The sequence below is a fragment of the Catenulispora sp. GP43 genome, from assembly GCF_041260665.1.
GTDB lineage: Bacteria > Actinomycetota > Actinomycetes > Streptomycetales > Catenulisporaceae > Catenulispora.
The window spans coordinates 20,953-42,824 of record NZ_JBGCCT010000030.1 but is presented as its reverse complement, the minus strand read 5'-3'; the positions used below and the strand labels follow the sequence as shown (position 1 = coordinate 42,824).

General features: G+C 71.7%; 15 protein-coding genes. 9 read left to right on the top strand and 6 right to left on the bottom strand.

All coding sequences use genetic code 11. The features are described from left to right. Positions 1–71: 71 nt before the first annotated feature. The 4 genes from ABH926_RS41545 to ABH926_RS41530 all read right to left on the bottom strand — a co-directional run bounded on the left by ABH926_RS41545 (position 72) and on the right by ABH926_RS41530 (position 7,335). Positions 72–818 (bottom strand): LuxR C-terminal-related transcriptional regulator, encoded by a 747-nt coding sequence (locus ABH926_RS41545; RefSeq protein ID WP_370371876.1) that lies wholly within the window; start codon positions 816–818, stop codon positions 72–74. Continuing rightward, on the bottom strand, positions 818–2,920 hold the full coding sequence (locus tag ABH926_RS41540) for a sensor histidine kinase (RefSeq protein ID WP_370371874.1): 2,103 nt from the start codon (positions 2,918–2,920) through the stop codon (positions 818–820). The genes ABH926_RS41545 and ABH926_RS41540 overlap by 1 nt, the downstream gene beginning before the upstream one ends. A 151-nt stretch (positions 2,921–3,071) precedes the next feature. Then, a complete protein-coding gene (locus tag ABH926_RS41535) occupies positions 3,072–4,904 on the bottom strand; it encodes an ABC-F family ATP-binding cassette domain-containing protein (protein ID WP_370371872.1) in 1,833 nt (610 codons plus the stop codon). 10 nt (positions 4,905–4,914) lie between these two features. Continuing rightward, complete coding sequence (locus tag ABH926_RS41530) at positions 4,915–7,335, bottom strand: DEAD/DEAH box helicase (RefSeq protein ID WP_370371871.1); 2,421 nt, start codon at positions 7,333–7,335, stop codon at positions 4,915–4,917. 263 nt (positions 7,336–7,598) lie between these two features. On the opposite strand from ABH926_RS41530, the gene ABH926_RS41525 reads away from it, so the two are divergent. The 8 genes from ABH926_RS41525 (at position 7,599) to ABH926_RS41490 (ending at position 18,609) form a co-directional block, all read left to right on the top strand. Next, on the top strand, positions 7,599–7,940 hold the full coding sequence (locus ABH926_RS41525; RefSeq protein WP_015796998.1) for an anti-sigma factor antagonist: 342 nt from the start codon (positions 7,599–7,601) through the stop codon (positions 7,938–7,940). A gap of 106 nt (positions 7,941–8,046) precedes the next feature. Then, positions 8,047–8,577, top strand: coding sequence for an ATP-binding protein (locus ABH926_RS41520; protein WP_370371869.1), 531 nt, complete (start codon positions 8,047–8,049; stop codon positions 8,575–8,577). A gap of 298 nt (positions 8,578–8,875) precedes the next feature. Further along, positions 8,876–11,311: a sodium-translocating pyrophosphatase gene (locus ABH926_RS41515; RefSeq protein ID WP_370371867.1), complete on the top strand. Its 2,436-nt coding sequence runs from the start codon at positions 8,876–8,878 to the stop codon at positions 11,309–11,311. Positions 11,312–11,399: 88 nt separating this feature from the next. Continuing rightward, the gene (locus ABH926_RS41510) at positions 11,400–12,890 is read left to right on the top strand and encodes a methyltransferase (RefSeq protein WP_370371865.1); all 1,491 of its coding nucleotides are present in this window, start codon (positions 11,400–11,402) and stop codon (positions 12,888–12,890) included. Positions 12,891–13,190: 300 nt separating this feature from the next. Beyond that, positions 13,191–16,025 carry a type I DNA topoisomerase gene (gene topA, locus ABH926_RS41505; RefSeq protein WP_370371864.1) on the top strand — a complete coding sequence of 945 codons (2,835 nt, stop codon included), beginning with the start codon at positions 13,191–13,193 and terminating at the stop codon, positions 16,023–16,025. 211 nt (positions 16,026–16,236) lie between these two features. Beyond that, a complete protein-coding gene (locus ABH926_RS41500) occupies positions 16,237–16,782 on the top strand; it encodes an N-acetyltransferase family protein (protein ID WP_370371863.1) in 546 nt (181 codons plus the stop codon). A gap of 223 nt (positions 16,783–17,005) precedes the next feature. Beyond that, complete coding sequence (locus ABH926_RS41495; protein WP_370371861.1) at positions 17,006–18,109, top strand: C40 family peptidase; 1,104 nt, start codon at positions 17,006–17,008, stop codon at positions 18,107–18,109. Positions 18,110–18,135: 26 nt separating this feature from the next. After that, a complete protein-coding gene (locus ABH926_RS41490) occupies positions 18,136–18,609 on the top strand; it encodes an NUDIX domain-containing protein (RefSeq protein WP_370371859.1) in 474 nt (157 codons plus the stop codon). A gap of 24 nt (positions 18,610–18,633) precedes the next feature. On the opposite strand, the gene ABH926_RS41485 is transcribed toward ABH926_RS41490, so the two are convergent. Further along, positions 18,634–19,407 carry a hypothetical protein gene (locus ABH926_RS41485; RefSeq protein ID WP_370371857.1) on the bottom strand — a complete coding sequence of 258 codons (774 nt, stop codon included), beginning with the start codon at positions 19,405–19,407 and terminating at the stop codon, positions 18,634–18,636. Positions 19,408–19,481: 74 nt separating this feature from the next. Further along, positions 19,482–20,768 carry an MFS transporter gene (locus ABH926_RS41480; RefSeq protein ID WP_370371855.1) on the bottom strand — a complete coding sequence of 429 codons (1,287 nt, stop codon included), beginning with the start codon at positions 20,766–20,768 and terminating at the stop codon, positions 19,482–19,484. Positions 20,769–20,824: 56 nt separating this feature from the next. On the opposite strand from ABH926_RS41480, the gene ABH926_RS41475 reads away from it, so the two are divergent. Then, entirely contained in the window at positions 20,825–21,871 is a 1,047-nt protein-coding gene (locus ABH926_RS41475) for an ArsR/SmtB family transcription factor (protein ID WP_370371853.1), read from the top strand. The last annotated feature ends 1 nt before the right edge of the window (position 21,872 follow it).

The following is a 21,872-nucleotide window of genomic DNA, read 5'->3' as shown; positions in this document are numbered from 1 at the left end:
CGATACTCCAAATGACGTAGACGCCTGTCTAGACGCGACCCCCGGCGGTTCACCCGGGGCGTCGCCGACGGTTACTGCGAGGCGCCCAGCCGATCCACCGCGCCGACCCGGGCGACGATCGCCGAGGCCTCGACGCGCGAGTGAGCACCCAGCTTGACCAGCACGTTCTGCACATGGGTACGGGCCGTGGACTGAGCGATGTCCATGGCCCGGGCGATCTGCTTGGTGGACTCGCCCTCGACGATGCGCCGCAGTACCTCGCGCTCGCGCGGCGTCAGGTAACGCAGGGTGCGCTCGGCCTGGTCGACGTCCGGGGCCTTCAGATGCCGCACGGCCGCGCGCAGCAGCTCCGGATCCACCGCCACCTCGCCCCCGGCGACCCGCTCCAGGATCTGCACGATCCCGTCGATCCGCTGGTCCTTGCGCGTGAAGCCGGAGACACCCAGATCCAGCGCCGCACTGACGATGGCCGGATCATCGGTCGCGGACACCATCAGCACCTTGGTCCGCGGATGCCGCTCCAGCACCGCCCGCGCCAGCTCCAGCCCCGCGGTCACCATCCGGCTCCCCGGCCGCGACACCGGGAACGCCTGCTCGCCGGCCGTGGCCAGCGGCGAGGCCGCGGCGCGCGCCGAGACCGTCATCGGAAAGTGCACGTCGAGCATGAGGATGTCCGGATCCAGCGACGCCACGGCGGCCAGCCCCTGCGCCGGGGTCGAGGTCACGGCCTCGACCTGGTAGCCCTTGGCGGCCAGCGAGGCGGCCAGGGACTCGGTGAGCAGGGTGTGGTCGTCGCAGAGCACGATCCTGGTGGGCATCAGAAAGCGCCTCCTGGGAGCAGGGAGAGCTGGACCGAGGCGACCGGCTGCAGCGCCGAGGCGGGGATGCGCGGGGGGTGGGTCAGGGTCGCCTGGGAGGGGAGCTGGATCGAGGCGAGGGCGGTGTCGTCTTGACCGGTGGGGATGATGTGGAGGGGTTGGGTGTCGGCGGGGTCGAAGGTGGGGGTGGGGGCGGGTGTGGGTTCGGTGGCGGTGGCGGTGGGTTCGGTGACCGGGGCGGCTGCGGGCTGCGCGGTGGCCGGGTCGCCGAAGCCTGCCAGCGCGGTCGGCGCGTCGGCGGGCTGGGACATGACCGGTGCGGCGAAGGTCGGTGCGGGTGCGGTGCCGGGCTGCTGGTCGGCGGTCGGCACAGCGGCGGCAGGAAGCTGGGCGGCGGTTGCCGCGGCAGCCCCCTGCGAGGCCGACCGAGCCTGATGCGCGGCCGCGGCGATCTCGCCGGGGGCTTGAGGCGTATGCGTGGCGCTCTGGTGCGCGGCGAACAGGCCGGCGGGGACCGGGTGGGCGGTGATGTCCGCTGCCGTGCCGTAGAGGCGGTTCTGGGGCGCCTGCTGGGGGGCCGGGTCGTCCTTGAGCGGCAGGCCGAAGTAGCCGGTGTCGGAGGGCTTGGGCGGTGCCGCGTCGAAGAAGCCCCGCGCGGCGTCCGGCTGCTGGTCCGCGGCTTCCGCCGGCTGGTCCTGCTGGAGGGGCAGGCCGAAGTAGGTGCGGTTGTCAGCCGCCGGGGCGATGGCCTCCTGCTGCGCCGCTCGGGCTCCGAACGGGTTGCCCGGTCCCGCCGGTCCGCCGATCGCCAGCTGCTCCTGCGTATTCGAGATCGCCATCGGTTCCGGCCACGCGCTGAGCTTCGTCAGGAACGCGTGGCCGCCGGTCAGCGAGTGTCCGCCGGCCGCCGCGGTCTCGGCGGGTTCGGCAACCTCAGCGAACTCGTGCTCGTCATCCTCGAAGCCGTCGTCGAACTCGTCCTCGAAATCGTCGTCGTCGAACAGGTCGTCGTCGAGCTCCGCCAGCGCCGGGTGCACGCGGGCGCCGCCCGCCGCCAGCTCCGCGGCCAGCTGCGTCAGCGAGATCTCGCCGTGGAAGGTCTTCGTCAGCTCGTCGTCGGCGCTCAGCGGGCGGATCGGGGTGACCGGGAGGACCAGGCGGACCAGGGCGCCGCCGAGGGGGCCCTCGGCCAGTTCCACCGAGCCGCCGGCCGCCTCTATCGTGCGGCGGACCACCGCCAGGCCGAGGCCGTGGCCGCTGGGGATGTTGCCGAAGCCGGGGCCGCTGTCGTCGACCTCGATCACCGCGCGCTCGCCCTGGGCGGTCTCGAAGCGGCGGACGGTCACCTGGACGCGGCCGGCGTCGCCGGCGGCCCGGGTGCCGTTGGACAGGACGTTGCCCAGAGCCCGCTTGAACAGGACCGGGTCGACCGTCACGTGCAGCGGGTCCTCGGCGGCGGCCAGGGCCAGGTCGCCGTCGAAGGTGGCCCGCCAGCGCTCCACGGATTCCGCGGCCAGGCCCGCGACGTTGCACGGGACCGGTGCGCCGAGGCCGTCGACGCCCTGCTTGGCGTCGTCGAGGAACTGGCGGACCGTGGCCGATATCTCCTCGGTCTGGGTCATGATCTCCTGCAGCACGTCCCGGACCCGTTCGGGGACGTCCGGCCGCAGTTCGGCCGCCGAGGCCAGCATCAGGATCGCGGCGACCGGCTGGCGCAGGTCGTGGCAGACCTCGCGGACCCGGTCCAGGGGGATCGCGGTGCCGCCGTCGGCGTACAGCACAGCGTCGCGGCGGTGCGAGCCGTGGTAGCGCTCCAGCTCCGCCCCGACGGTCTCGGCCGTCTCGGTGGTCTCGGCGGTCATGGCATTCACGGCGTTCGCGGCCGGCCCGGGCTCCCCGCCCGCGCCGCGCCCGGCGGCCGCCTCGCGCGCCGCCTTGTCCGCCGCCGCCTGGGCCCGCAGCTCGCGCAGGTCCAGCAGCACGGTCTCGTCCGTGCCGCGGATGTACGGGTCCTTCGAGGCTGGCCCGCCCCCGGACGGCCCCGCCCCGTACGGCCCGCCGGTGTCCGCCCCCGGTGTGGCGGTGTCCGTGGTCGTGCTCATGATCGTCCCCCACCGCAGCGGTTCCGGGTACGGTCGCGCGCGCGGCGAAGCGGACACGCGGCCTGTCCCGGCCGTCCGTCCGCGTAGTGTGCCACGCGCCTCCCCCTTGCTCCGGCCGCCGGTGCGCACCGGCGGCCTAGTCAGCCCCCGTCTACTCGGAGAGTGAGAGCCACTCATCCTCTAGACGGAGACGTTCCTCATGCAACTCGCGTAGCTTAGCGTCCGCATCGGCCGCTGCGAGATAGTCTCCCCCAATCTCTGAGAGTTCCTCATGCAGCTTGGCCTCCAGCTCCGCGATCTTGTCCAGGCGCCGTTCGATGCGCGCCAGTTCCTTCTTCACGGCGCGGTCCTCGCGCGAGCCCGTACCGCCGCTCGAGGAGTTTGACGGCTGGGCGGGCGCTTTGGTTGTGCGGGAGTTGGAAACCTCTGTGCCGCGCTGCTCGCGGTGGGCGAGGTACTCGTCGACGCCGCCGGGCAGCAGCCGGATCCGGCCGTCCCCGTACAGCGCCGCGATCCGGTCGGTGGTGCGCTCCAGGAAGTAGCGGTCGTGGCTGACCACCAGCAGGCTGCCCGGCCAGCCGTCGAGGATGTCCTCAAAAGCGGTGAGGGTGTCGATGTCCAGGTCGTTGGTGGGCTCGTCGAGCAGCAGCACGTTCGGGGCGTCCATCAGCAGTCTGAGCAGCTGCAGCCGGCGGCGCTCGCCGCCGGACAGGTCGCCGACCCGGGTCCACTGCTTCTCGCCGGCGAAGCCGAACCGCTCCAGCAGCTGCCCGGCGGTCAGCGTCTTGCCCTTGCCGATCTCGACCGTGGAGTGCACCTTCTCCACGGCCTCCAGCACCCGCCAGGTGGGGTCGATCTCCGCGACCTCCTGCGACAGGTGCGCGGGCTTCACCGTGACGCCGGTGACGACCCGCCCGGAGTCCGGATGCGCCTCGCCGAGCAGCAGCCGGACCAGCGAGGACTTGCCGGAGCCGTTGACGCCGATCAGCCCGAGCCGCTCGCCGGGGCCGAACTGCCAGGTGACGCGCTTGAAGAGCTCCTTCTTGTCCGTGCCGTCGCCGGCAGTGTCAGTGCCGACGGCGTAGGACACGTCCTCCAGCTCGTAGACGGTCCGCCCGAGCCGGCTGGCCGCGAACTTCTGCAGCTCCGAGCTGTCCCGGGCCGGCGGTTCGGCGGCGATGAGCTGGTTCGCGGCGTCGATCCGGAACTTCGGCTTGCTGGTCCGGGCCGGGGCCCCGCGCCGCAGCCAGGCCAGCTCCTTGCGCAGCAGGTTCTGCTTGCGGTCCCATTCGGCGTCGGCCTGCCGCTGCCGCTCGGCGCGGGCCAGGACGTACGCGGAGTAGCCGCCGTCGTAGTCGAGCACCTGCCCGTTGACGACCTCCCAGGTGCGGGTGGTGACGGCGTCCAGGAACCAGCGGTCGTGGGTGACGGTGAGCAGCGCCGGCTTGGCGGTGGCCAGATGCCGGGCCAGCCACGCGATGCCCTCGACGTCCAGGTGGTTGGTGGGCTCGTCGAGCAGCAGCAGGTCGTGCTCGTTGATCAGGGCCTTGGCCAGCGCCACGCGGCGCCGCTCGCCGCCGGACAGCGGACCGATCCGGGTGTCCATGCCCTCCGGAAAAGCGGGGAAGTCTGTCCCGCCGAACAGCCCGGTGATGACGTCGCGCACCCGCGCATCGGCCAGCCACTCGTGGTCGGGCTTGTCCGCGACCAACTCGTGCCGGATGGTCGCCGCCGGGTCGAGGCTGTCGTGTTGCCCGACGAAGGCGATGCGCAGCCCGCCGGTGTGCGTGACCCGGCCGGAGTCGGGCTCGTCGAGTTTGGCCAGCACCCGCAGCAAGGTGGACTTACCGCCGCCGTTGCGGCCGACCACACCGATCCGGTCGCCCTCGGACAGCCCCAGGGAGACTTTGTCCATGAGCGTGCGGGCGGTATAGGCCTTGGAGACGTTCTCCAGGTTGACGAGGTTGACAGCTTGGGGTGCCATTGCGCCAACGCTACCGGGTCCCGGGCGGGGGTCCTTCCTGTGCGCAGGTCAGGACCAGGTTCAGCAGGCGGGCCGCACCGGACTTGTCCAAGGGGTTGTTCCCGTTCCCGCACTTCGGCGACTGCACGCAGGACGGGCAGCCCTCCACGCATTCACACGCCGCGATCACGTCCCGGGTCGCCGTGAGCCACGCCACGGCCGCGCCGTAGGCCCGCTCGGCGAAGCCCGCGCCGCCGGGGTGGCCGTCGTAGACGAACACGGTGAGGCGCTCGGTGTCCGGATGCATCGGCATCGAGACGCCGCCGATGTCCCAGCGGTCGCACGGGGTGAACAGCGGGAGCAGGCCGATGGAGGCGTGTTCGGCGGCGTGCGCGGCGCCGGCGCTCATGGCGGCGTCGAGTTCGGCGTCGCGCAGGGCGGCCGGGTCGACGGTCCACCAGACCGCGCGGGTGCGCAGGATGCGTTCGGGGAGGTCCAGCGGCTTGGTCTCGACGATCTGGCCGGTGCCGGCCTTGCGCTTCAGGTACGAGACCACCTGCGTGCTCACCTCGACCGAGCCGAAGTGCAGGGAGGCGTCGCCCCAGTCCTGGGTCTGCTCCGTCTCCAGGATCCCCACCTGGACCACGTCGCGGGCCATCGTGGTGTAGTCCGGGTTCGCCCGGTGCACCAGCGCTATGTTCTGCTCCAGGTCCAGCTTGTCCACCAGGTACGTGTGGCCCTGGTGCAGGTACACGGCGCCGTCGTGCACCGTGGAGTGCGAAGCGCCCTCGTCCACGGTCCCGAGCAGGCGGCCGGTCTTGTCCTCGACGATGCGGACCGACGGTCCGCCGGTGCCGCGCAGATCGGTCAGCGCCGAGGGGCGCTCCCGCCGGGTCCAGTACCAGCCGGTGGGGCGGCGGCGGAGGTATTCGCGGCGGGTGAGGTCCGAGAGCAGGGCTTCGGAAGTGGGGCCGAACAAAGACAAGTCGGAATCCGTAATAGGGAGTTCCGCGGCGGCCGCGCATAGGTGCGGCGCCAATACGTAGGGATTGTCCGGGTCCAGCACCGACGCCTCGACCGGCCGGTCGAAGATCGACTCGGAGTGGTGGACCAGGTAGGTGTCCAGCGGGTCGTCGCGCGCGATGAGGACGGCCAGCGCGCCCTGTCCGGCCCGTCCGGCGCGCCCCGCCTGTTGCCACAGGGATGCACGGGTGCCGGGGAATCCGGCCATCAGGACGGCGTCGAGCCCTGCGACGTCCACGCCGAGCTCCAGGGCTGTCGTGGCAGCCAGCCCGACCAGCGCGCCGTCCATGGCCGGGTCCATGTGCAGGGCGGCTTCCAGCGCCCGGCGTTCGGTCTTCAGGTAGCCGCCGCGATAGGCCGCGATGCGCTTCCCGTATCCGGTGCGGCGCTCCTCCAGGTAGTCGCGCGTCTGCATCGACACTTGTTCGGCGCCGCGGCGGGAGCGGGTGAAGACGACAGTGCGGACGTCGTCCAGCACCAAGTCCGTCAGCAGGTCCGCGGCTTCCGCTGTAGCGGATCTCCGTACCGGCGCTCCCCGTTCCCCGATGAAGGTCGTCAGGGGAGGCTCCCACAGGGCGAACACCAGAGGGCCGCGCGGTGAGGAGTCGTCGGTGACGGCGGCGACCTCAACCCCGGTGAGCCGGGAGGCCGACACGGCCGGGTCGGCGGTCGTGGCTGAGGCGAGTATGAAGGTCGGACTGGAGCCATAGCGCGCGCAGATGCGGCGCAGCCGTCGTAGGACTGCCGCCACGTGGGAGCCGAAGACCCCTTTATAGGTGTGACACTCGTCGATGACGACATAGCGGAGCTTGCGTAGGAACGGGGCCCAGCGCGCGTGCCCCGGCAGCAGCGAGTAGTGCAGCATGTCCGGGTTGCTCAGGACGTAGTTCGCGTGCTGGCGGACCCAGTCGCGGGCCTCGGCGTCCGTGTCGCCGTCCAGCAGGCCGGCGCGGACCCCCGGTACGTCCAGCCGAGTGAGACGCCTGAGTTGGTCGGCGGCCAGTGCCTTCGTGGGGGCCAGGTACAGCGTGGTGCCCGCGTTCTCGCGGATCGCGGTCAGGGCCGGCAGCTGGAAGCCCATCGACTTGCCCGAGGCGGTGCCGGTCGCGAGCGTCACATGCCGTCCCGCCCGCGCCGCCTCGGCCGCCGCGACCTGGTGCAGCCAGGGCCGGGGCACGCCGCCGGCCTCGCGGAACCCGGTCACCACCGCCTCGTCGGCCCACTCCGGCCACTCGCCGTGCTCCGCGTCCCGGGCCGGTACCACGCGCACATGCGTCACTCGCTCCGCGCGCGACGCGGGAACCGAGATCAGCCTCTCCAGCGTTGCCGGGATAGAGCCGTTCTCCGAATTGGCAGCATCAAGTCCCGGTGTCGGTGTGGACACACCGCCCGTGCCGGGGTTTTCCTGGTAAGGAGGAGTCGGCGACATCGCAGACCAGTATCCGACACGAAGCCCGACACGAACACGACCAACCGGTGCCGCGCGGCCCGCGACACCCGACGGCGCGCGATCATAGGCGCAGGACGACGCACCATTAGAGGGCACTTGACGCGAATCGTGGCCGAGTGTCATCCCGAGGTGATTGACTGTGCTCAAGCCCTGACCCGGGTGAAGCTGTATTTTGTGTTGCCGAGGACACACCTTTTCTCACCCCCGCCACGGCGGGAAGGCACCGATTTTGGAGGCCGGCAGTGGACCTGAAGCTGGAGACCCGAGACGAGAACGGCCGGACGATCGTCAAGGTCGGCGGGGAGATCGACGTGTACACCGCTCCCAAGCTCCGGGAGCAGTTGGTCGAGCTGGTCGGTGCCGGGAAGTACCACCTGATCGTGGACATGGAGGACGTCGACTTCCTGGACTCCACGGGCCTGGGCGTCCTGGTCGGCGGCCTGAAGCGGGTCCGGGCGCACGACGGCTCGCTGCGCCTGGTCTGCACCCAGGAGCGGATCCTGAAGATCTTCCGGATCACCGGCCTGACCAAGGTCTTCCCGATCAGCGACAGCGTGGAGCAGGCCGTCACCGCGGTCGACTAGCCCCAGCGGCGGGTTTCCGGCCGCGCCGCGCGACAGTTCGCGCCGCGCACCGGGGCCCGCCATCCGGCCGCCCAATCCCGTACCTGTTCCTAAGGGGTCTGCCAACATGGATGCGCAATCGTCGGCCGTCGGCACGGTGGCCAAGACCGAGAGCGCCACGGCCGTTCTGCTGCGGTTCACTCCGCAGCCCGAGCACGTCAGGACCGCGCGCCTGGTCGCGGTCGCCCACGCCCGCCGGGTCGGCGTGGAGGCCGGACTGCTCGACGAGGTGCGCCTGGCCGTCGGCGAGGCCTGTTCCCGGGCCGTCGGCCTGCACCAGCGGCACTGCCCGGGCGAGCCGGTGGTGGTGGTGCTGGACGCGATCGACGCCTCCGGCTCCGGCCTGGTGCCGGACCGGTTCGTGGTGACCGTGGCCGACAAGGTCTCCGGTGCGGTACCCGGTCCCCGCGACGGGGCCGGCGCCCCGGACGCCGCCGAGGGTGAGACGGCGGTGCGGTCGGAGGAGGACGACGAGGAGGACCTGGACGACGCCGAGATGGGCCTGGCCGTGCTGACCGGGCTGGTCGACGATCTCGACATCGCCTCCGGCTCCGACGGCGGTTCGGTCCGCATGGGTTGGCCCGTCAAGGATTTCTGAACACTTATATGAAGGCCGGTTCGGGGCATCGCAGTAGGCCCGACTAGTCCGGTCGCATGTCTTCGCGGCGGGGCGCCGCCATCCATGGCCGTCCCGCCGATTCTTTGGGCATCACCCCACATCAAGCGGCGCTTCCATTCACCAAACCGAGTGAAAAGTGTCCTTCATCACATAGCGATCCGTGAGGTCGGCGAAACGATCTGTTGACCGACCTCGTGTATTCGCGCGTAGACTCCCCTGCCATTGGCTGTGATCTGAGTTACAGCGTCGGAATACGGATCGTCACAGTGGAGGACGCATGCCGCGAATCGCGGACAGCGGCTCGACGGTGATCCCTTTGGCCGGGGGCAACCTCGCCTGGATCTTCGTGGTGGCCGTGATCGCCCTAGGTGCGCTTGGCGTCGCCGGAATCCTCGTCAAAGAGGTACTGGCGGCCAGTGAGGGCACAGAGAATATGAAACGCATCGCGGCCGCGGTGCAAGAAGGCGCGTCCGCGTACCTGGCGCGGCAGTTCCGTACGTTGGCGGTATTCGCTGCCGTGGCCTTCTTCCTGCTGCTGGCGCTGCCGGCCGACGACTGGTCGCAGCGCATCGGCCGCTCGGTCTTCTTCCTGGTCGGAGCCGCCTTCTCGGCGACGACCGGGTATGTCGGCATGTGGCTGGCGGTGCGCTCGAACGTCCGCGTGGCCGCGGCGGCGAACGAGTCCGGCTCGCCGCGGGCGATGCGGATCGCGTTCCGCACCGGCGGCGTGGTCGGCATGTTCACCGTGGGCCTGGGCCTGTTCGGCGCGGCCCTGGTGGTGCTCATCTACAAGGGCAACGCCCCGAACGTGCTGGAGGGCTTCGGCTTCGGCGCGGCCATGCTGGCGATGTTCATGCGTGTCGGCGGCGGCATCTTCACCAAGGCCGCCGACGTCGGCGCGGACCTGGTCGGCAAGATCGAGCAGAACATCCCCGAGGACGACCCGCGCAACGCCGCGACCATCGCGGACAATGTCGGCGACAACGTCGGCGACTGCGCGGGCATGGCCGCGGACCTGTTCGAATCCTACGCGGTCATGCTGGTCGCGGCGCTGATCCTGGGCAAGATCGCCTTCGGCACCCAGGGGCTGGTGTTTCCGCTGATCGTGCCGGCGCTCGGCGTGATCACCGCGGTGATCGGCATCTTCGCGGTGTCCCCGCGCACGGGGGACAAGAACGCGATGGCGGCGATCAACCGCGGCTTCTTCATCAGCGCGATCGTGGCGGTGGTGTTCGTGGCGATCGCGGCGTTCACCTATCTGCCCAGCAAGATCTCCTCGCTGGACCACGTCGACCCGAAGGTGCTGCTCGAGGCCGGGACCAAGGATCCGCGCTGGGTGGCCCTGGGCGCGGTGCTGATCGGCATCGCCGTGGCCGCGGCCATCCAGGTGCTGACCGGGTACTTCACCGAGACCAACCGGCGTCCGGTGATGGACATCGGCAAGACCTCGCTGACCGGTCCGGCCACCGTGGTGCTGGCCGGCATCGGCGTCGGGCTGGAGTCCGCGGTGTACTCGGCGCTGCTGATCGGCGGCGGCGTGTTCCTGGCCTACCTGCTCGGCGGCGCCTCGCTGACGCTGTCGCTGTTCGCGGTCGCGATGGCCGGCACCGGCCTGCTGACCACGGTCGGCGTGATCGTGGCCATGGACACCTTCGGCCCGGTCTCGGACAACGCGCAGGGCATCGCGGAGATGTCCGGCGACGTGGGCGAGGAGGGCGCGAAGGTGCTGACCTCGCTGGACGCGGTCGGCAACACCACCAAGGCGATCACCAAGGGCATCGCGATCGCGACCGCCGTGCTGGCCGCGACCGCGCTGTTCGGGTCGTTCACCCAGAAGATCGGCGAGGCGGTGGCCAAGACCGGCGCGAACGCGGTCGGCGGCAACCCGGAGAACGTCCTGCAGTACACCGGCATCCTGAACGTCGGGAACCCGCGCAACCTGTTCGGCCTGATCATCGGCGCGTCCGTGGTGTTCCTGTTCTCGGGCCTGGCGATCAACGCCGTGTCCCGGGCCGCCGGCGCGGTGGTCTTCGAGGTCCGCCGCCAGTTCCGGGAGATCCCGGGGATCATGGAGGGTACCGGGCGGCCGGAGTACGGCCGCGTGGTGGACATCGTCACCACCGACTCGCTGCGCGAGCTGATCACCCCGGGCCTGCTGGCGGTGATGGCGCCGATCGCGGTCGGCTTCACCCTCGGCGTCGGGGCCCTGGGCTCCTACCTGGCCGGCACCATCGGCGCCGGCGTCCTGATGGCGGTCTTCCTGTCGAACTCCGGCGGCGCCTGGGACAACGCCAAGAAGCTGGTCGAGGACGGCAACTTCGGCGGCAAGGGCTCCGAGGCGCACACCGCGACCATCGTCGGCGACACCATCGGCGACCCGTTCAAGGACACCGCCGGCCCCGCGATCAACCCGCTGATCAAGGTGATGAACCTGGTCAGCCTCCTGATCGTGCCGGCCGTGGTCCAGCTGTCGATCGGCACCTCCGCCAACGCCCCGGTCCGCACCCTGATCGCGATCGCCGCCCTGGCGATCATCGTCGGCGCGGTGTGGAACAGCAAGCGCAGGTCGATCGCGGTCTCGGACTCCAACTCGGACTCCAACGCCCCGGCCACCGGCGCCGGCGCGGCGGTGGAGGCGGCGGCCACGGCTCCGGGCGCCCCGCGCAACGGGGACGAGGACACGACGATGGAGGCTTCCGCTCAGTCGATCTAGCGGTGCTCCGGGAGTCTTCTCCTTATTAAATGCGGCGCCCTCGGCCTCCGGGTCGGGGGCGCCTGCCGTCTCCCGCGACAATGGACCCATGGAGAAGCTGCGCGAAGCCCTGATCAAGGCCGACTACACCGTGGACGGCGTCCTGGAGGTCCTCGGCCCGCTCGCCTACGCGGCGCTGGCCCGGAGCGAGAGCGTGCCGGCCCTGCGGGCCACGACCGGGGGGTCGCCGGTCGAGACCCTGATCCGGCTCTTCCTGCTGCAGCAGCCGGTGGAGCGCAAGGCCGTCGAGGCCGCGCTGCCGGTCGAGGACTCGGTCGCGGCCGGGCTCGTCACGGTCGAGGGGGAGCTGGTGCGCGCCGCCATCGACATCCGGCCCTATGGCGACGACGACGGCCACGACTGGTACCTCGTCTCGGACCTGTCCGGGGGCCTTCATGCGCAGGGACAGGGCCATCCGGTGCGCGAGGACCACGTGCTCGGCGTCGGCGGCGCCTCCACCACGCTCGCGCAGCTCACCATCCGCGACCCGTTCCGGTCCGCGCTCGACATCGGGACCGGCGGCGGGGTGCAGGCGCTGCACCTGTCGACGCACGTCGACCGGGTGGTCGGGACCGACCGGAACCCGCGGGCGCTCAAGCTGGCCCGGCTCACCCAGCAGCTCTCCGGGGTCGAGCCCTTCGACCTGCGCGAGGGGTCGCTGTTCAAGCCGGTGCAGGGCGAGTTGTTCGACCTGGTCGTCTCCAATCCGCCGTTCGTCATCTCGCCGGACAACGCCGCGCAGGGCGGGCGCTTCGTCTACCGCGACTCCGGGCTGCCGGCCGACGAGGTGTGCCGTCAGCTGGTCAGCGACGCCCACCGCCACCTGGCCGAGGACGGCTGGTGCCAGGTGCTGGCCAACTGGCTGCACGTGGACGGCGTGGACTGGCGCGAGCGGGTGGCCGGGTGGGTGCGGGACACCGGCTGCGACGCCTGGGTGGTGCAGCGCGAGGCCCAGGACCCGGCCGAGTACGTCGAGCTCTGGCTGCGCGACTCCGGCGAGTACGGCACCCCGGACTACCCGGCGCGCTACGACGCCTGGTTGGACTACTTCGAGCAGAACAAGGTCAACGCCATCGGCTTCGGCTGGATCACCCTGCACAACGCCGGCGCCGAGAGCCCGCTGATGCGCCTGGAGGAGATCTCGCACCCGGTGGAGCAGCCGCTCGGGCCGCACATCCCGAGCTGGTTCGCCCGCCACGACTTCCTGCGCGGCACCGACGACGACGAGCTCATGCGGCGCCGGCTGGCGGTGGCGCCGGACGTGCGCTGGGAGCAGGTCGCGCGGCCGACCTACGAGGGCGGCAGCGGCTGGGGCGGCGACTCCTCGCGGCTGAGCCAGCAGGAGGGGTTCATGCGATCGGCGGACATCGACCCGGTCGGGGCCGCGGTGGTGGGTGCCTCGGATGGGGAGACTCCACTCGGGGAAATCCTGGACGCTGTGGGCGAACGCTACGGAATCGACGGCCGGAGCCTGCGCACCGGGGCCGTCGAGGCCATCCGGGGGCTGGTCGAGGACGGATATCTGTTCCCCGTGGCCTAGCGCATACCCGGTGCTGCCATCAGCGCCGATGGACTCAACACCGGTTGTCGTGCGTCACATCCGTCCCACCTCTGGCGTTTTCCGGTTCCGTCCTATACGCCAGTTCGGGTTAACGTTCGGTTGTACGCCGACCATTCAAGACAACGAGTAGGACACAGTAGACAGCGCGGAGACGTACGGCTGAGGTACGGTCACTCTCCGTTGGTGTCGCGGTATCCCGACTACGTGTCGTACCGCGGTGTGCGGGGTACGCCCAAGCGCGTATCCCTTGGGGCTAGCAGCTGGGAAGCAGAGGTAACGGTGGCAGGCAAGGGTTCAGCGGACTCGGGCGGGACGACTCGCCGGCTCGTCATCGTCGAGTCGCCTGCCAAGGCGAAGACGATCAAGGGCTACCTCGGTGCGGGCTACACCGTCGAGGCCTCGGTCGGCCACATCCGGGACCTGCCCGCCGGTGCCGACGAGGTGCCGGAGAAGTACAAGGGCACCTCCATGGGCCGGCTCGGCGTGGACGTGGACGGCGACTTCGAGCCGCTGTACCTGGTCAACGCCGACAAGCGCAAGCAGGTCGCCAAGCTCAAGGACCTCCTGAAGGAAGCCGACGAACTCCTGCTGGCCACCGACGAGGACCGCGAGGGCGAGGCCATCGCCTGGCACCTGCACGAGGTGCTCAAGCCGAAGGTCCCGGCCAAGCGGATGGTGTTCCACGAGATCACCCGCGAGGCGATCCAGGCGGCGGTGCGCAACACCCGCGAGATCAACCTGCAGCTGGTCGACGCCCAGGAGACCCGCCGCATCCTGGACCGGCTCTACGGCTACGAGGTCTCCCCGGTGCTGTGGAAGAAGGTCCGCACCGGCCTGTCGGCCGGCCGCGTGCAGTCGGTGGCCACCCGCATGGTGGTGGACCGGGAGCGCGAGCGCATCGCGTTCCGCGCCGCCGAGTACTGGGACCTGACCGGCACCTTCGAGACGCTGAAGGCCGCCGGGCCGGACGACCCGCGCTCCATGACCGCCCGGCTGGCCAGCGTCGACGGCAAGCGCGTGGCCGCCGGCCGCGACTTCGGGCCGGACGGGCAGCTCAAGAGCGGAAGCCAGAACGTCGCCCACCTCACCGAGGTCACCGCCAAGGCGCTGGCCGCGGCGCTGCGCGAGGCGGACTTCAGCGTCCGCGGCGTGGAGCGCAAGCCGTACCGGCGCTCGCCGTACGCCCCGTTCCGGACCACCACGCTGCAGCAGGAGGCCAGCCGCAAGCTCGGCATGGACTCCAAGCGCACCATGCGGGTCGCGCAGAGCCTGTACGAGAACGGCTACATCACCTATATGCGTACCGACAGCATCACGCTGTCGGACACCGCGCTGAACGCCGCCCGGACCCAGGTGCGCGAGCTGTACGGCGCCGACTACCTGCCGGACGTGCCGCGCCGCTACGACTCCAAGGTGAAGAACGCGCAGGAGGCGCACGAGGCGATCCGGCCCTCCGGCGACACCTTCCGCACTCCGGCGCAGACCGGCCTGTCGGGCGACGAGTTCCGGCTGTACGAGCTGATCTGGATGCGCACCGTCGCCTCCCAGATGAAGGACGCCACCGGGCACACCGTGACGGTGAAGGTCGGCGGCGCCGCCTCCGACGGCCGGGACGTGGAGTTCAGTGCCAGCGGCCGCATCATCTCCTTCCACGGCTTCCTGAAGGCCTACGTGGAGGGCACCGACGACCCGGACGCCGCGCTGGACGACTCCGAGCAGCGGCTGCCGGCCGTGGCCGAGGGCGACGCCCTGACCACCACCAAGGTCACCGCGGACGGGCACTCGACCAAGCCGCCGGCGCGCTTCACCGAGGCCTCGCTGATCAAGGAGATGGAAGAGCGCGAGATCGGCCGGCCCTCGACGTACTCCACGATCCTGGGCACGATCCTGGACCGCGGCTACGCCTTCAAGAAGGGCACCGCGCTGGTCCCGTCCTACATCGCCTTCGCGGTCGTCGGGCTGCTGGAGAACCACTTCGGCGACCTGGTGAACTACGAGTTCACCGCGCGCATGGAGGACGACCTGGACCGCATCGCCCGCGGCGAGGCGCAGCGGGTCCCGTGGCTGCGCCGGTTCTACTTCGGCCCGGCCGAGAACGAGCCGGGCGGCGCGGCGGCCGGCAAGGGCGGCGGCGACGGCGCGGTGTTCGACCACCTCGGCGGCCTGAAGGACCTGGTCACCGACCTGGGCAACATCGACGCCCGGGAGGTGAACTCCTTCCCGGTCGGCGAGGACGGGATCATCCTGCGCGTGGGCCGCTTCGGCCCGTACATCGAGCGCAACCTGGAGGACGGCACCCAGCAGCGGGCCAGCGTCCCGGACGACCTGCCGCCGGACGAGCTCACCCCGGAGTTCGCCGAGGAGCTGTTCCTGCAGCCCAGCGGCGACCGCGAGCTGGGCCGGGACCCCTCGACCGGCTTCGAGGTGGTGGCCAAGGCCGGCCGCTTCGGGCCGTACGTCACCGAGATCCTGCCCGAGGGCACCCCGACCCGCGGCAAGAACGCGGTGAAGGCCCGTACCGGCTCCCTGTTCAAGAGCATGGGCCTGGACACGGTGACGCTGGAGGAGGCGCTGCAGCTGCTCTCGCTGCCGCGCGTGGTCGGCGCCGACCCGGAGTCGGGCGAGGAGATCACGGTCCAGAACGGCCGCTACGGCCCGTACCTGAAGAAGGGCGCGGACTCCCGCTCGATCACCTCCGAGGAGCAGATCTTCACGATCACGCTCGAGGAGGCACTGGAGATCTACAAGCAGCCCAAGGCCCGCGGCCGCGGCGCGGCCAAGCCGCCGCTGCGCGAGCTGGGCCCGGACCCGGTGTCCAACAAGCCGATCGTCATCAAGTCGGGCTTCTACGGCGAGTACCTGACCGACGGCGAGACCAACGTGACCATCCCCAAGAGCGAGACGGTCGAGGGCATCACGCCGGCGAAGGCCTACGAGCTGCTCGCCGAGAAGCGGGCCAAGGGGCCGGCGAAGAAGACGGCCAAGAAGACGGCGGCGAAGAAGACCGCGGCCAAGAAGACAGCGGCTTCGGGGACGAAGACGACGAAGACGGCGAAGGCCACGGCGGCGAAGAAGACGGCTGCGAAGAAGACGGCGAATTCGGGGACGAAGTAGGGCGGACAGGGTCGCTGTCGGTCGGAGGAGTGACGGGCGAGCCTGCCGAACAGGCCCGGGCCAGCCGGATCACGCCTCCGCCCGGCGGGTTCCCGGCCGCCGGTCCGGGCCGGTCGCCGAGCCGGCACGCCCCTCATGGCGGGACCGCTGACCACCCGCCTTGGCGCGTTCGCCCGACCCGGTCCCGGCTTGACCGGTCATAATGACGCGCATGAGTTCGAGCACGCGTCCGGCCCATGGCATCGCCATCCGTGAGGCGGTGGCCGGGGACGCCGAGGAGATCGGGCGGGTGCGGCACGCGGCGTGGCAGGTCGCCTATTCGGGGCTGATGCCGGCGGACTACCTGGCCGGGCTGTCGGTGGACGGTTTCGTGCTCAGTGCCCGGCGGATGCTGGCCGATCGGGCGGCGCGGCGGATGGTGGTGCTGGTCGCCGAGGTCGGCGGGGTGGTCTCCGGGTTCGCCTCGGTGGGGCCGAGCCGCGACGAGGACGCGGCCGAGGGCAGCGTGGGGGAGCTCAACGCCATATACGTCGACCCGGCGATCTGGCGACTGGGGATCGGCTCCCGGCTGCAGGAGGCCGCGCTGCGGCGGCTGCGGGAGGCGGGCTACCACGAGGCGACCCTGTGGGTGCTGGCGATCAACAGCGCGTCGCGGGCGTTCTACGAGCGCACCGGGTGGCGGCACGACGGCGGGGTCTCGGGGTTCGAGGCCGGGGCCGAGGTGCTGGACGAGACCCGGTACCGCAGGGCTTTGTGATCTTGGCGGGGTGATCCCGGTGCCGCGGGACAGGGGCCTGTGATCGTTTTCGGGTCCGGTCGTTCGCGGATTCCCTCGTTCGGTGGAAACCTCCGGCCGTCTGACCACGGTTCGCGCATATCGCCCATTTTGTGATGAAAAGTCGCCGGTGGCGGTGGGTAGCTCATCCCACAGCCATTCGGACACTCACTCACCCACTCGGGCGGCGCGGAAGGAGTTCGGCATGCGGGGACGCGGGCACGGTCGGCGGGCGGCGCTCGTCACGGCCACGGTCCTGACGGCGGCGCTGCTCGGCGCCGCGGCGCACGCCGACCCGGGCACTCCGGTGACGCCCGGCCAGGCACCACGCCAGATCCCCAGTCGGACGCTCGGCCAGACGCCCGGCCAGTTCCCCGGCCAGGACGCCGTCGACCGGGCCGAGGCCGACGTCCGCGACCGCCAGTCCGCCGCCGACCACATCCAGGAGGCCCTGGACGCGGCGAGCGCCCGCCTGCACACCCTCCTGGCGCGCGTCGGCCTGGCCGCGGAGGCGTACGACACCGCCGTGGCGCAGGCGGCGACGGCGGCCCAGGCGGCCGCCGCGGCGCGGAACCGCGCCGTCGCGGCCCTGGACGCGCAGCACCAGGCCGAGCAGCGCCTCGGGACGTTCGCCGCCGAGACCTACCGGCAGGGCCCTGACCTGGCGGCGGCGCAGGGGCTTGAGCTCGGGCTGGAGCGGCAGCACGAGGCCGGGCTGGCGGCCCTGGCGGCGCAGCAGGCGGCGGTGCGGCAGTCGGCAGCGGCAGCGGCAGCGGCCCTGGCGGCGCAGCAGGCGGCGGCGCGGCAGTCGGCAGCGGCGTCGTCCGCGTCCGGGTCCGCGTCCGCGTCCGGCGGCGCGGCGCACACGCAGGCGCCCGCAGTCGCCGACGGCGCGTCGACGTGGACTCCGACCGCCTCCGCAAGCCCCATGCCGTCGGCCGGAGGCGCGGTCCGCCTGATGCTGAACTACATCTACGCGCAACTCGGCAAGCCCTACGTCTGGGGCGGCGCGGGCCCCGACGTCTTCGACTGCTCGGGCCTGGCGATGCGCGGCCTGGAAGCCGGCGGCTGGTCCTACCCGCACCCCGCGCAATGGCAGTACCTGGCGATGCACCCGCTCACCTACGCCCAGCTGCGGCCCGGCGACCTGGTCTTCTGGGCGGAGGACGCCGGCAACCCGCACACGATCTACCACGAGGCCGTCTATATCGGGAACGACAGCATCATCCAGGCCCCGCACCCCGGCGGGGTGGTCGAGCAGCAGTCGCTGTGGATCAACGGGACGCCCGCCTTCTACGGACGCCCTTAGAAACCCGGGCCCGATAGCGTGACAGCATGCCGATTCCGGAGTTCATCGTCGACATCCGCAAGAAGATAGGCCACGACCTGCTGTGGCTGCCCGGGGTCACCGGCCTCGTCGTCGACGACGCGCAGCGGGTGCTGTTGGTGCGGCGCGCCGACAACCTCCAGTGGACGCTCGTCACGGGATGCCTGGACCCGGGGGAGCAGCCGGCGGTCGGGATCGTGCGCGAGATCCTGGAGGAGACCGGGGTGACGGCGCGGGCCGAACGGGTGCTGGCGGTGGACGTGACCGGCCGCTTCACGCACGCCAACGGCGACGAGACGGTGTTCATGGACGTGGCGTTCGTCTGCACGCCGACCGGTGGGACCGCGCGGGTCAACGACGACGAGTCGGTGGACGTGGGGTGGTTCCCGATCGCGGAGCTGCCGGAGTTGCCGGCGCGGCATCAGGGTTATGTGAAGCAGTACCTCGACGGCGGGGAGAAGACGTGGTTCGCGGAGGCGTGAGGGGTCGGGCGCGGGCGCTGCGGTTCAGCAGTGGCACAGCAGCCGAACGACCACGCAGTCCTCGTCCAACTCCTCCAGATACGCCGTGGACCGCCGCGCGAACGTGTCGCTCTCCTCGTCCGGGGCCGGGGTGTAGGGCTTGATGCCGGTCCACTCGCCGTCCAGGGTGAGCAGGGCGGCACGGGCCACGGCCCAGGTCTCGGCCAGCTCGAAGCCGGGCTCGGGGTCGCGGCTGTAGATGGTGATCGGGTCCGTGTCGGGGCCCAGGACCCAGGCGCCCAGGCTCGGGTAGCGTTCGAAGACCGACTGGTGGTTCAGGGCCTTGATGAGCGGCTGGGCGTGGTGGTCGGCGACCGCCTCGGTGCGGGGGTAGCCCTCGGGGTCGGCGGCGTGGCGGGCCAGGAACGCGGTGAGCGGCTCGGCCGGCGGGTGGTCGGCGACCAGGCGTTGGAAGTCGTCCTGCTGCGCCTGCCAGTAGGCCCGGGCCTCGGTGCGGGCGGCGCGGCGGCAGGCGTCGAAGTCCAGCAGGCCGCGGGGGCCGCCGTCGCAGCGGAGCGGTTGGTGCGGGGCGCCGACGACGACCGGGTCGGCGTGGATCAGGCGGGGGTCGCCGTCGTGGCGGGGCTTCACGGCGAAGCGCTGGCGGCCGGCGTCGACGCGGTACCAGTCCCAGGTGGCCTCCGGGTCGAAGGTGTCGCCGCGGTTCATGTCGAACGGCGCCATCGCCTCGGCCAGCGCGCCCTCGACGTCGGACAGCGCCGCCGGCGGCAGGCAGACGTTGACCCGGTACTTGCTCATGGCTGCGGCCCCTCTCGCCGGTCGCGAAGGGGCCGATGCTAGCGGCCCGCGGCAAGCCGCTGCCAACCGGCTTGTCAGGGTTCGGACGGCCGCGTCCCGGCGGCCCACCGCGCCGTCGGCACCATCGCCGAGCCCGCCACCGCGAAGACGGCCGCCAGCACCGCCCACCCGGCCACTCCGTGCCGGATCGCGGCCTGGGTGACGACCAGCGGCCCGACCATCTGACCCGCCGCGGTGCCCGCGTTGAAGACCCCCTGGTACGCACCGATCGCCCGGTCGTCGGCGAGGTCGTAGCTCAGGGTCCAGGCACCGGCCTGGGTCAGCACCTCGCCGGCGGTCAGGAGCACCGCCGCGAGCACCAGCACGGCGACTGCCGCGGCCGGCGACAGCCCCTTGGCACACGCCGTCACCATGCACGCGCCGCCGAGCACCAGCCCGCCGGCCCCCGTCGCCCGGGCCGCCGCCGCGATCCCGGTCACCCGGCGCGCCACCCGCACCTGGAACAGCACCACCAGCGCGGTGTTCAGGATCAGCATCCCGGAGACCATGAACCGCGGCGCGCGGGTTTCCTGGAGCAGCCACAGCGGCAGGCCGATGTCGAAGAAGGCGAACTGGAGCGTCATGGCCGCGTTGAGGGCCGCGACCGCCTGGTAGGGCCGGGCCACGCGGATCTTCGCCGAGGGGCGGGCGACCGGGGAGTCGGCATCGGCGTCGGTGGTGGCGGCGGTGGCGGCGGCCCCGGCCCCGTCCGCCCCGCGCAGCGCGATCCCCGGCAGCAGCGCCGCGATCCCCAGGAAACTCAGCGCATTGGCCAGGATCGCCGCCTGGAACAGCCACCGGCTGTCGGCCTGCAGAACCAGCGCGGCCGTCGCGGCGCCCACCCCGATCGCCACGTTCGTCACGGCCCGGATCGCCGCGCGGTCAGCGACCCGGGTCCGAGGGTCGAAGGCCCGCGCGTAGAGCGCCTGCCGGACTGCCGACGCCGCGCGGTCCACAGCTGTGGACAAGCAGGCCACCGCCGCGAACATCCAGAACGACGTGCAGAACGCCAGCGCGCCGACCGTCACCGCCTCGGCGGCGAGCAGTAGTGTGTACACCGGCTTGATCCCGAACCGGTCCGCGGCCCGGCCCGCCGGCAGGCTCGCCAGCACGCCGGCCAGCCCGGCCACGGTCAGCACCAGGCCGACCCGCGCCGCGCCGAAGCCGAGCACGCGGGTGAAGTAGAGCGCTGAGACCGTCAGGTACAAGCCGTTCCCGAAGCTGCTGACGAACGTCGCGAGTTCGAGCCGGCGGCGCGGACTGCCCGGCGGCGGCGCCGAGTCCGGGCTCGAAGCCCGCGGCCGGGTGGAGGTCGTTGTCATGGGATCAGCACAACCCGGCTAGCATCGTGGCCGGAATCGATTCAGCGGGGGGCTGAATGATCACGTTCGAACTGGGCCTGGACGAACTGGCCACCACCTCCTTCGCCTGCTCGGCGCTCCTGGAGGCCGGCATGAGTCTGCGCATGTGGACCCATTTCGGCTACTACGCCACGCAGGTGCCGCTGTTCAACCGCATGCGCCCGGCCTTCGAGCGCCTCGACACCGAACTGCTCACCGCGCTGGTCGGCTCCTGGCGCTGGATCCCCGACTTCCTCACCCCGCGGCCCACGACCCCGTGGCCGGACTTCCACCGGGAGCTGGCGGTGCTGCGGGCCACCCCGCCGGAGCGGATCTGGCCGGAGCTGCAGCGCACCTTCGTCGAGATCGACGGGGCCGTCCCGGCCCGGCTGGCCCGCGCCCGGCGGGATCCCGGCGGGCTGCTGACCGAGATCGCCGACGAGCTCGAGGCCTACTGGGAGACGTGCCTGGCGCCGGAGTGGTGGTCGCGGGCCCGGTCGGTGCTGGAGGCCGACATCGTGTACCGGGCCCGGACGCTGGTCGAGCGCGGGGCCGCCGCGGTGTTCACCGGCCTGACCGACCGGCTCACCTGGGACGGCCGGCGGCTGACGATCGCCTGGGGGGCCACCGTCTACGCCCCCGCCGTCCCCACGTACAACGTCCCGGCCGCCGGGCGGGGCGTGGTGCTCGCGCCGACCTGCTTCGCGCACGGGGCGGTGAGCCAGATCGATCCGGCCTCGGAGCCCTGGATCCTCTACCCGGCCCGCGGGCTGGCCACGCTGGCCGAGCGCGTGGTCCCGCCGCCGCCGGGACCGGCGCTGGAGCGGCTCCTCGGGGCGCCGCGGGCCCGGCTGCTGCTGATGCTCGCCGAGCCGGTGACCACCACCGAGCTGGCCCGGCAGCTCCAGGTGACGCCGGGAGCGGTGAGCCAGCATCTCAAGGTGCTCCTGAACGCCGGGCTCACGTCGCGGGCCCGGCACGGCCGCAGTGTGCTGTACGCGCGAAGCCCGCTCGGAGATTCTCTGGCGGGGATGTCACAATCCGGCGCGCGCCGGGGTCATAGAGGTGACGACGACGCAGATTGAC

Bases quoted from the DNA above. Each gene is read 5' to 3' on its own strand.
- ABH926_RS41515 (WP_370371867.1), top strand. From the start codon at position 8,876: ATGCCGCGAATCGCGGACAGCGGCTCGACGGTGATCCCTTTGGCCGGG.
- ABH926_RS41495 (WP_370371861.1), top strand. From the start codon at position 17,006: ATGCGGGGACGCGGGCACGGTCGGCGGGCGGCGCTCGTCACGGCCACG.
- ABH926_RS41475 (WP_370371853.1), top strand. From the start codon at position 20,825: ATGATCACGTTCGAACTGGGCCTGGACGAACTGGCCACCACCTCCTTC.
- ABH926_RS41530 (WP_370371871.1), bottom strand. From the start codon at position 7,335: ATGTCGCCGACTCCTCCTTACCAGGAAAACCCCGGCACGGGCGGTGTG.
- ABH926_RS41480 (WP_370371855.1), bottom strand. From the start codon at position 20,768: ATGACAACGACCTCCACCCGGCCGCGGGCTTCGAGCCCGGACTCGGCG.
- ABH926_RS41520 (WP_370371869.1), top strand. From the start codon at position 8,047: ATGGATGCGCAATCGTCGGCCGTCGGCACGGTGGCCAAGACCGAGAGC.
- ABH926_RS41510 (WP_370371865.1), top strand. From the start codon at position 11,400: ATGGAGAAGCTGCGCGAAGCCCTGATCAAGGCCGACTACACCGTGGAC.
- ABH926_RS41535 (WP_370371872.1), bottom strand. From the start codon at position 4,904: ATGGCACCCCAAGCTGTCAACCTCGTCAACCTGGAGAACGTCTCCAAG.
- ABH926_RS41500 (WP_370371863.1), top strand. From the start codon at position 16,237: ATGAGTTCGAGCACGCGTCCGGCCCATGGCATCGCCATCCGTGAGGCG.
- ABH926_RS41490 (WP_370371859.1), top strand. From the start codon at position 18,136: ATGCCGATTCCGGAGTTCATCGTCGACATCCGCAAGAAGATAGGCCAC.
- ABH926_RS41485 (WP_370371857.1), bottom strand. From the start codon at position 19,407: ATGAGCAAGTACCGGGTCAACGTCTGCCTGCCGCCGGCGGCGCTGTCC.
- ABH926_RS41545 (WP_370371876.1), bottom strand. From the start codon at position 818: ATGCCCACCAGGATCGTGCTCTGCGACGACCACACCCTGCTCACCGAG.
- ABH926_RS41540 (WP_370371874.1), bottom strand. From the start codon at position 2,920: ATGAGCACGACCACGGACACCGCCACACCGGGGGCGGACACCGGCGGG.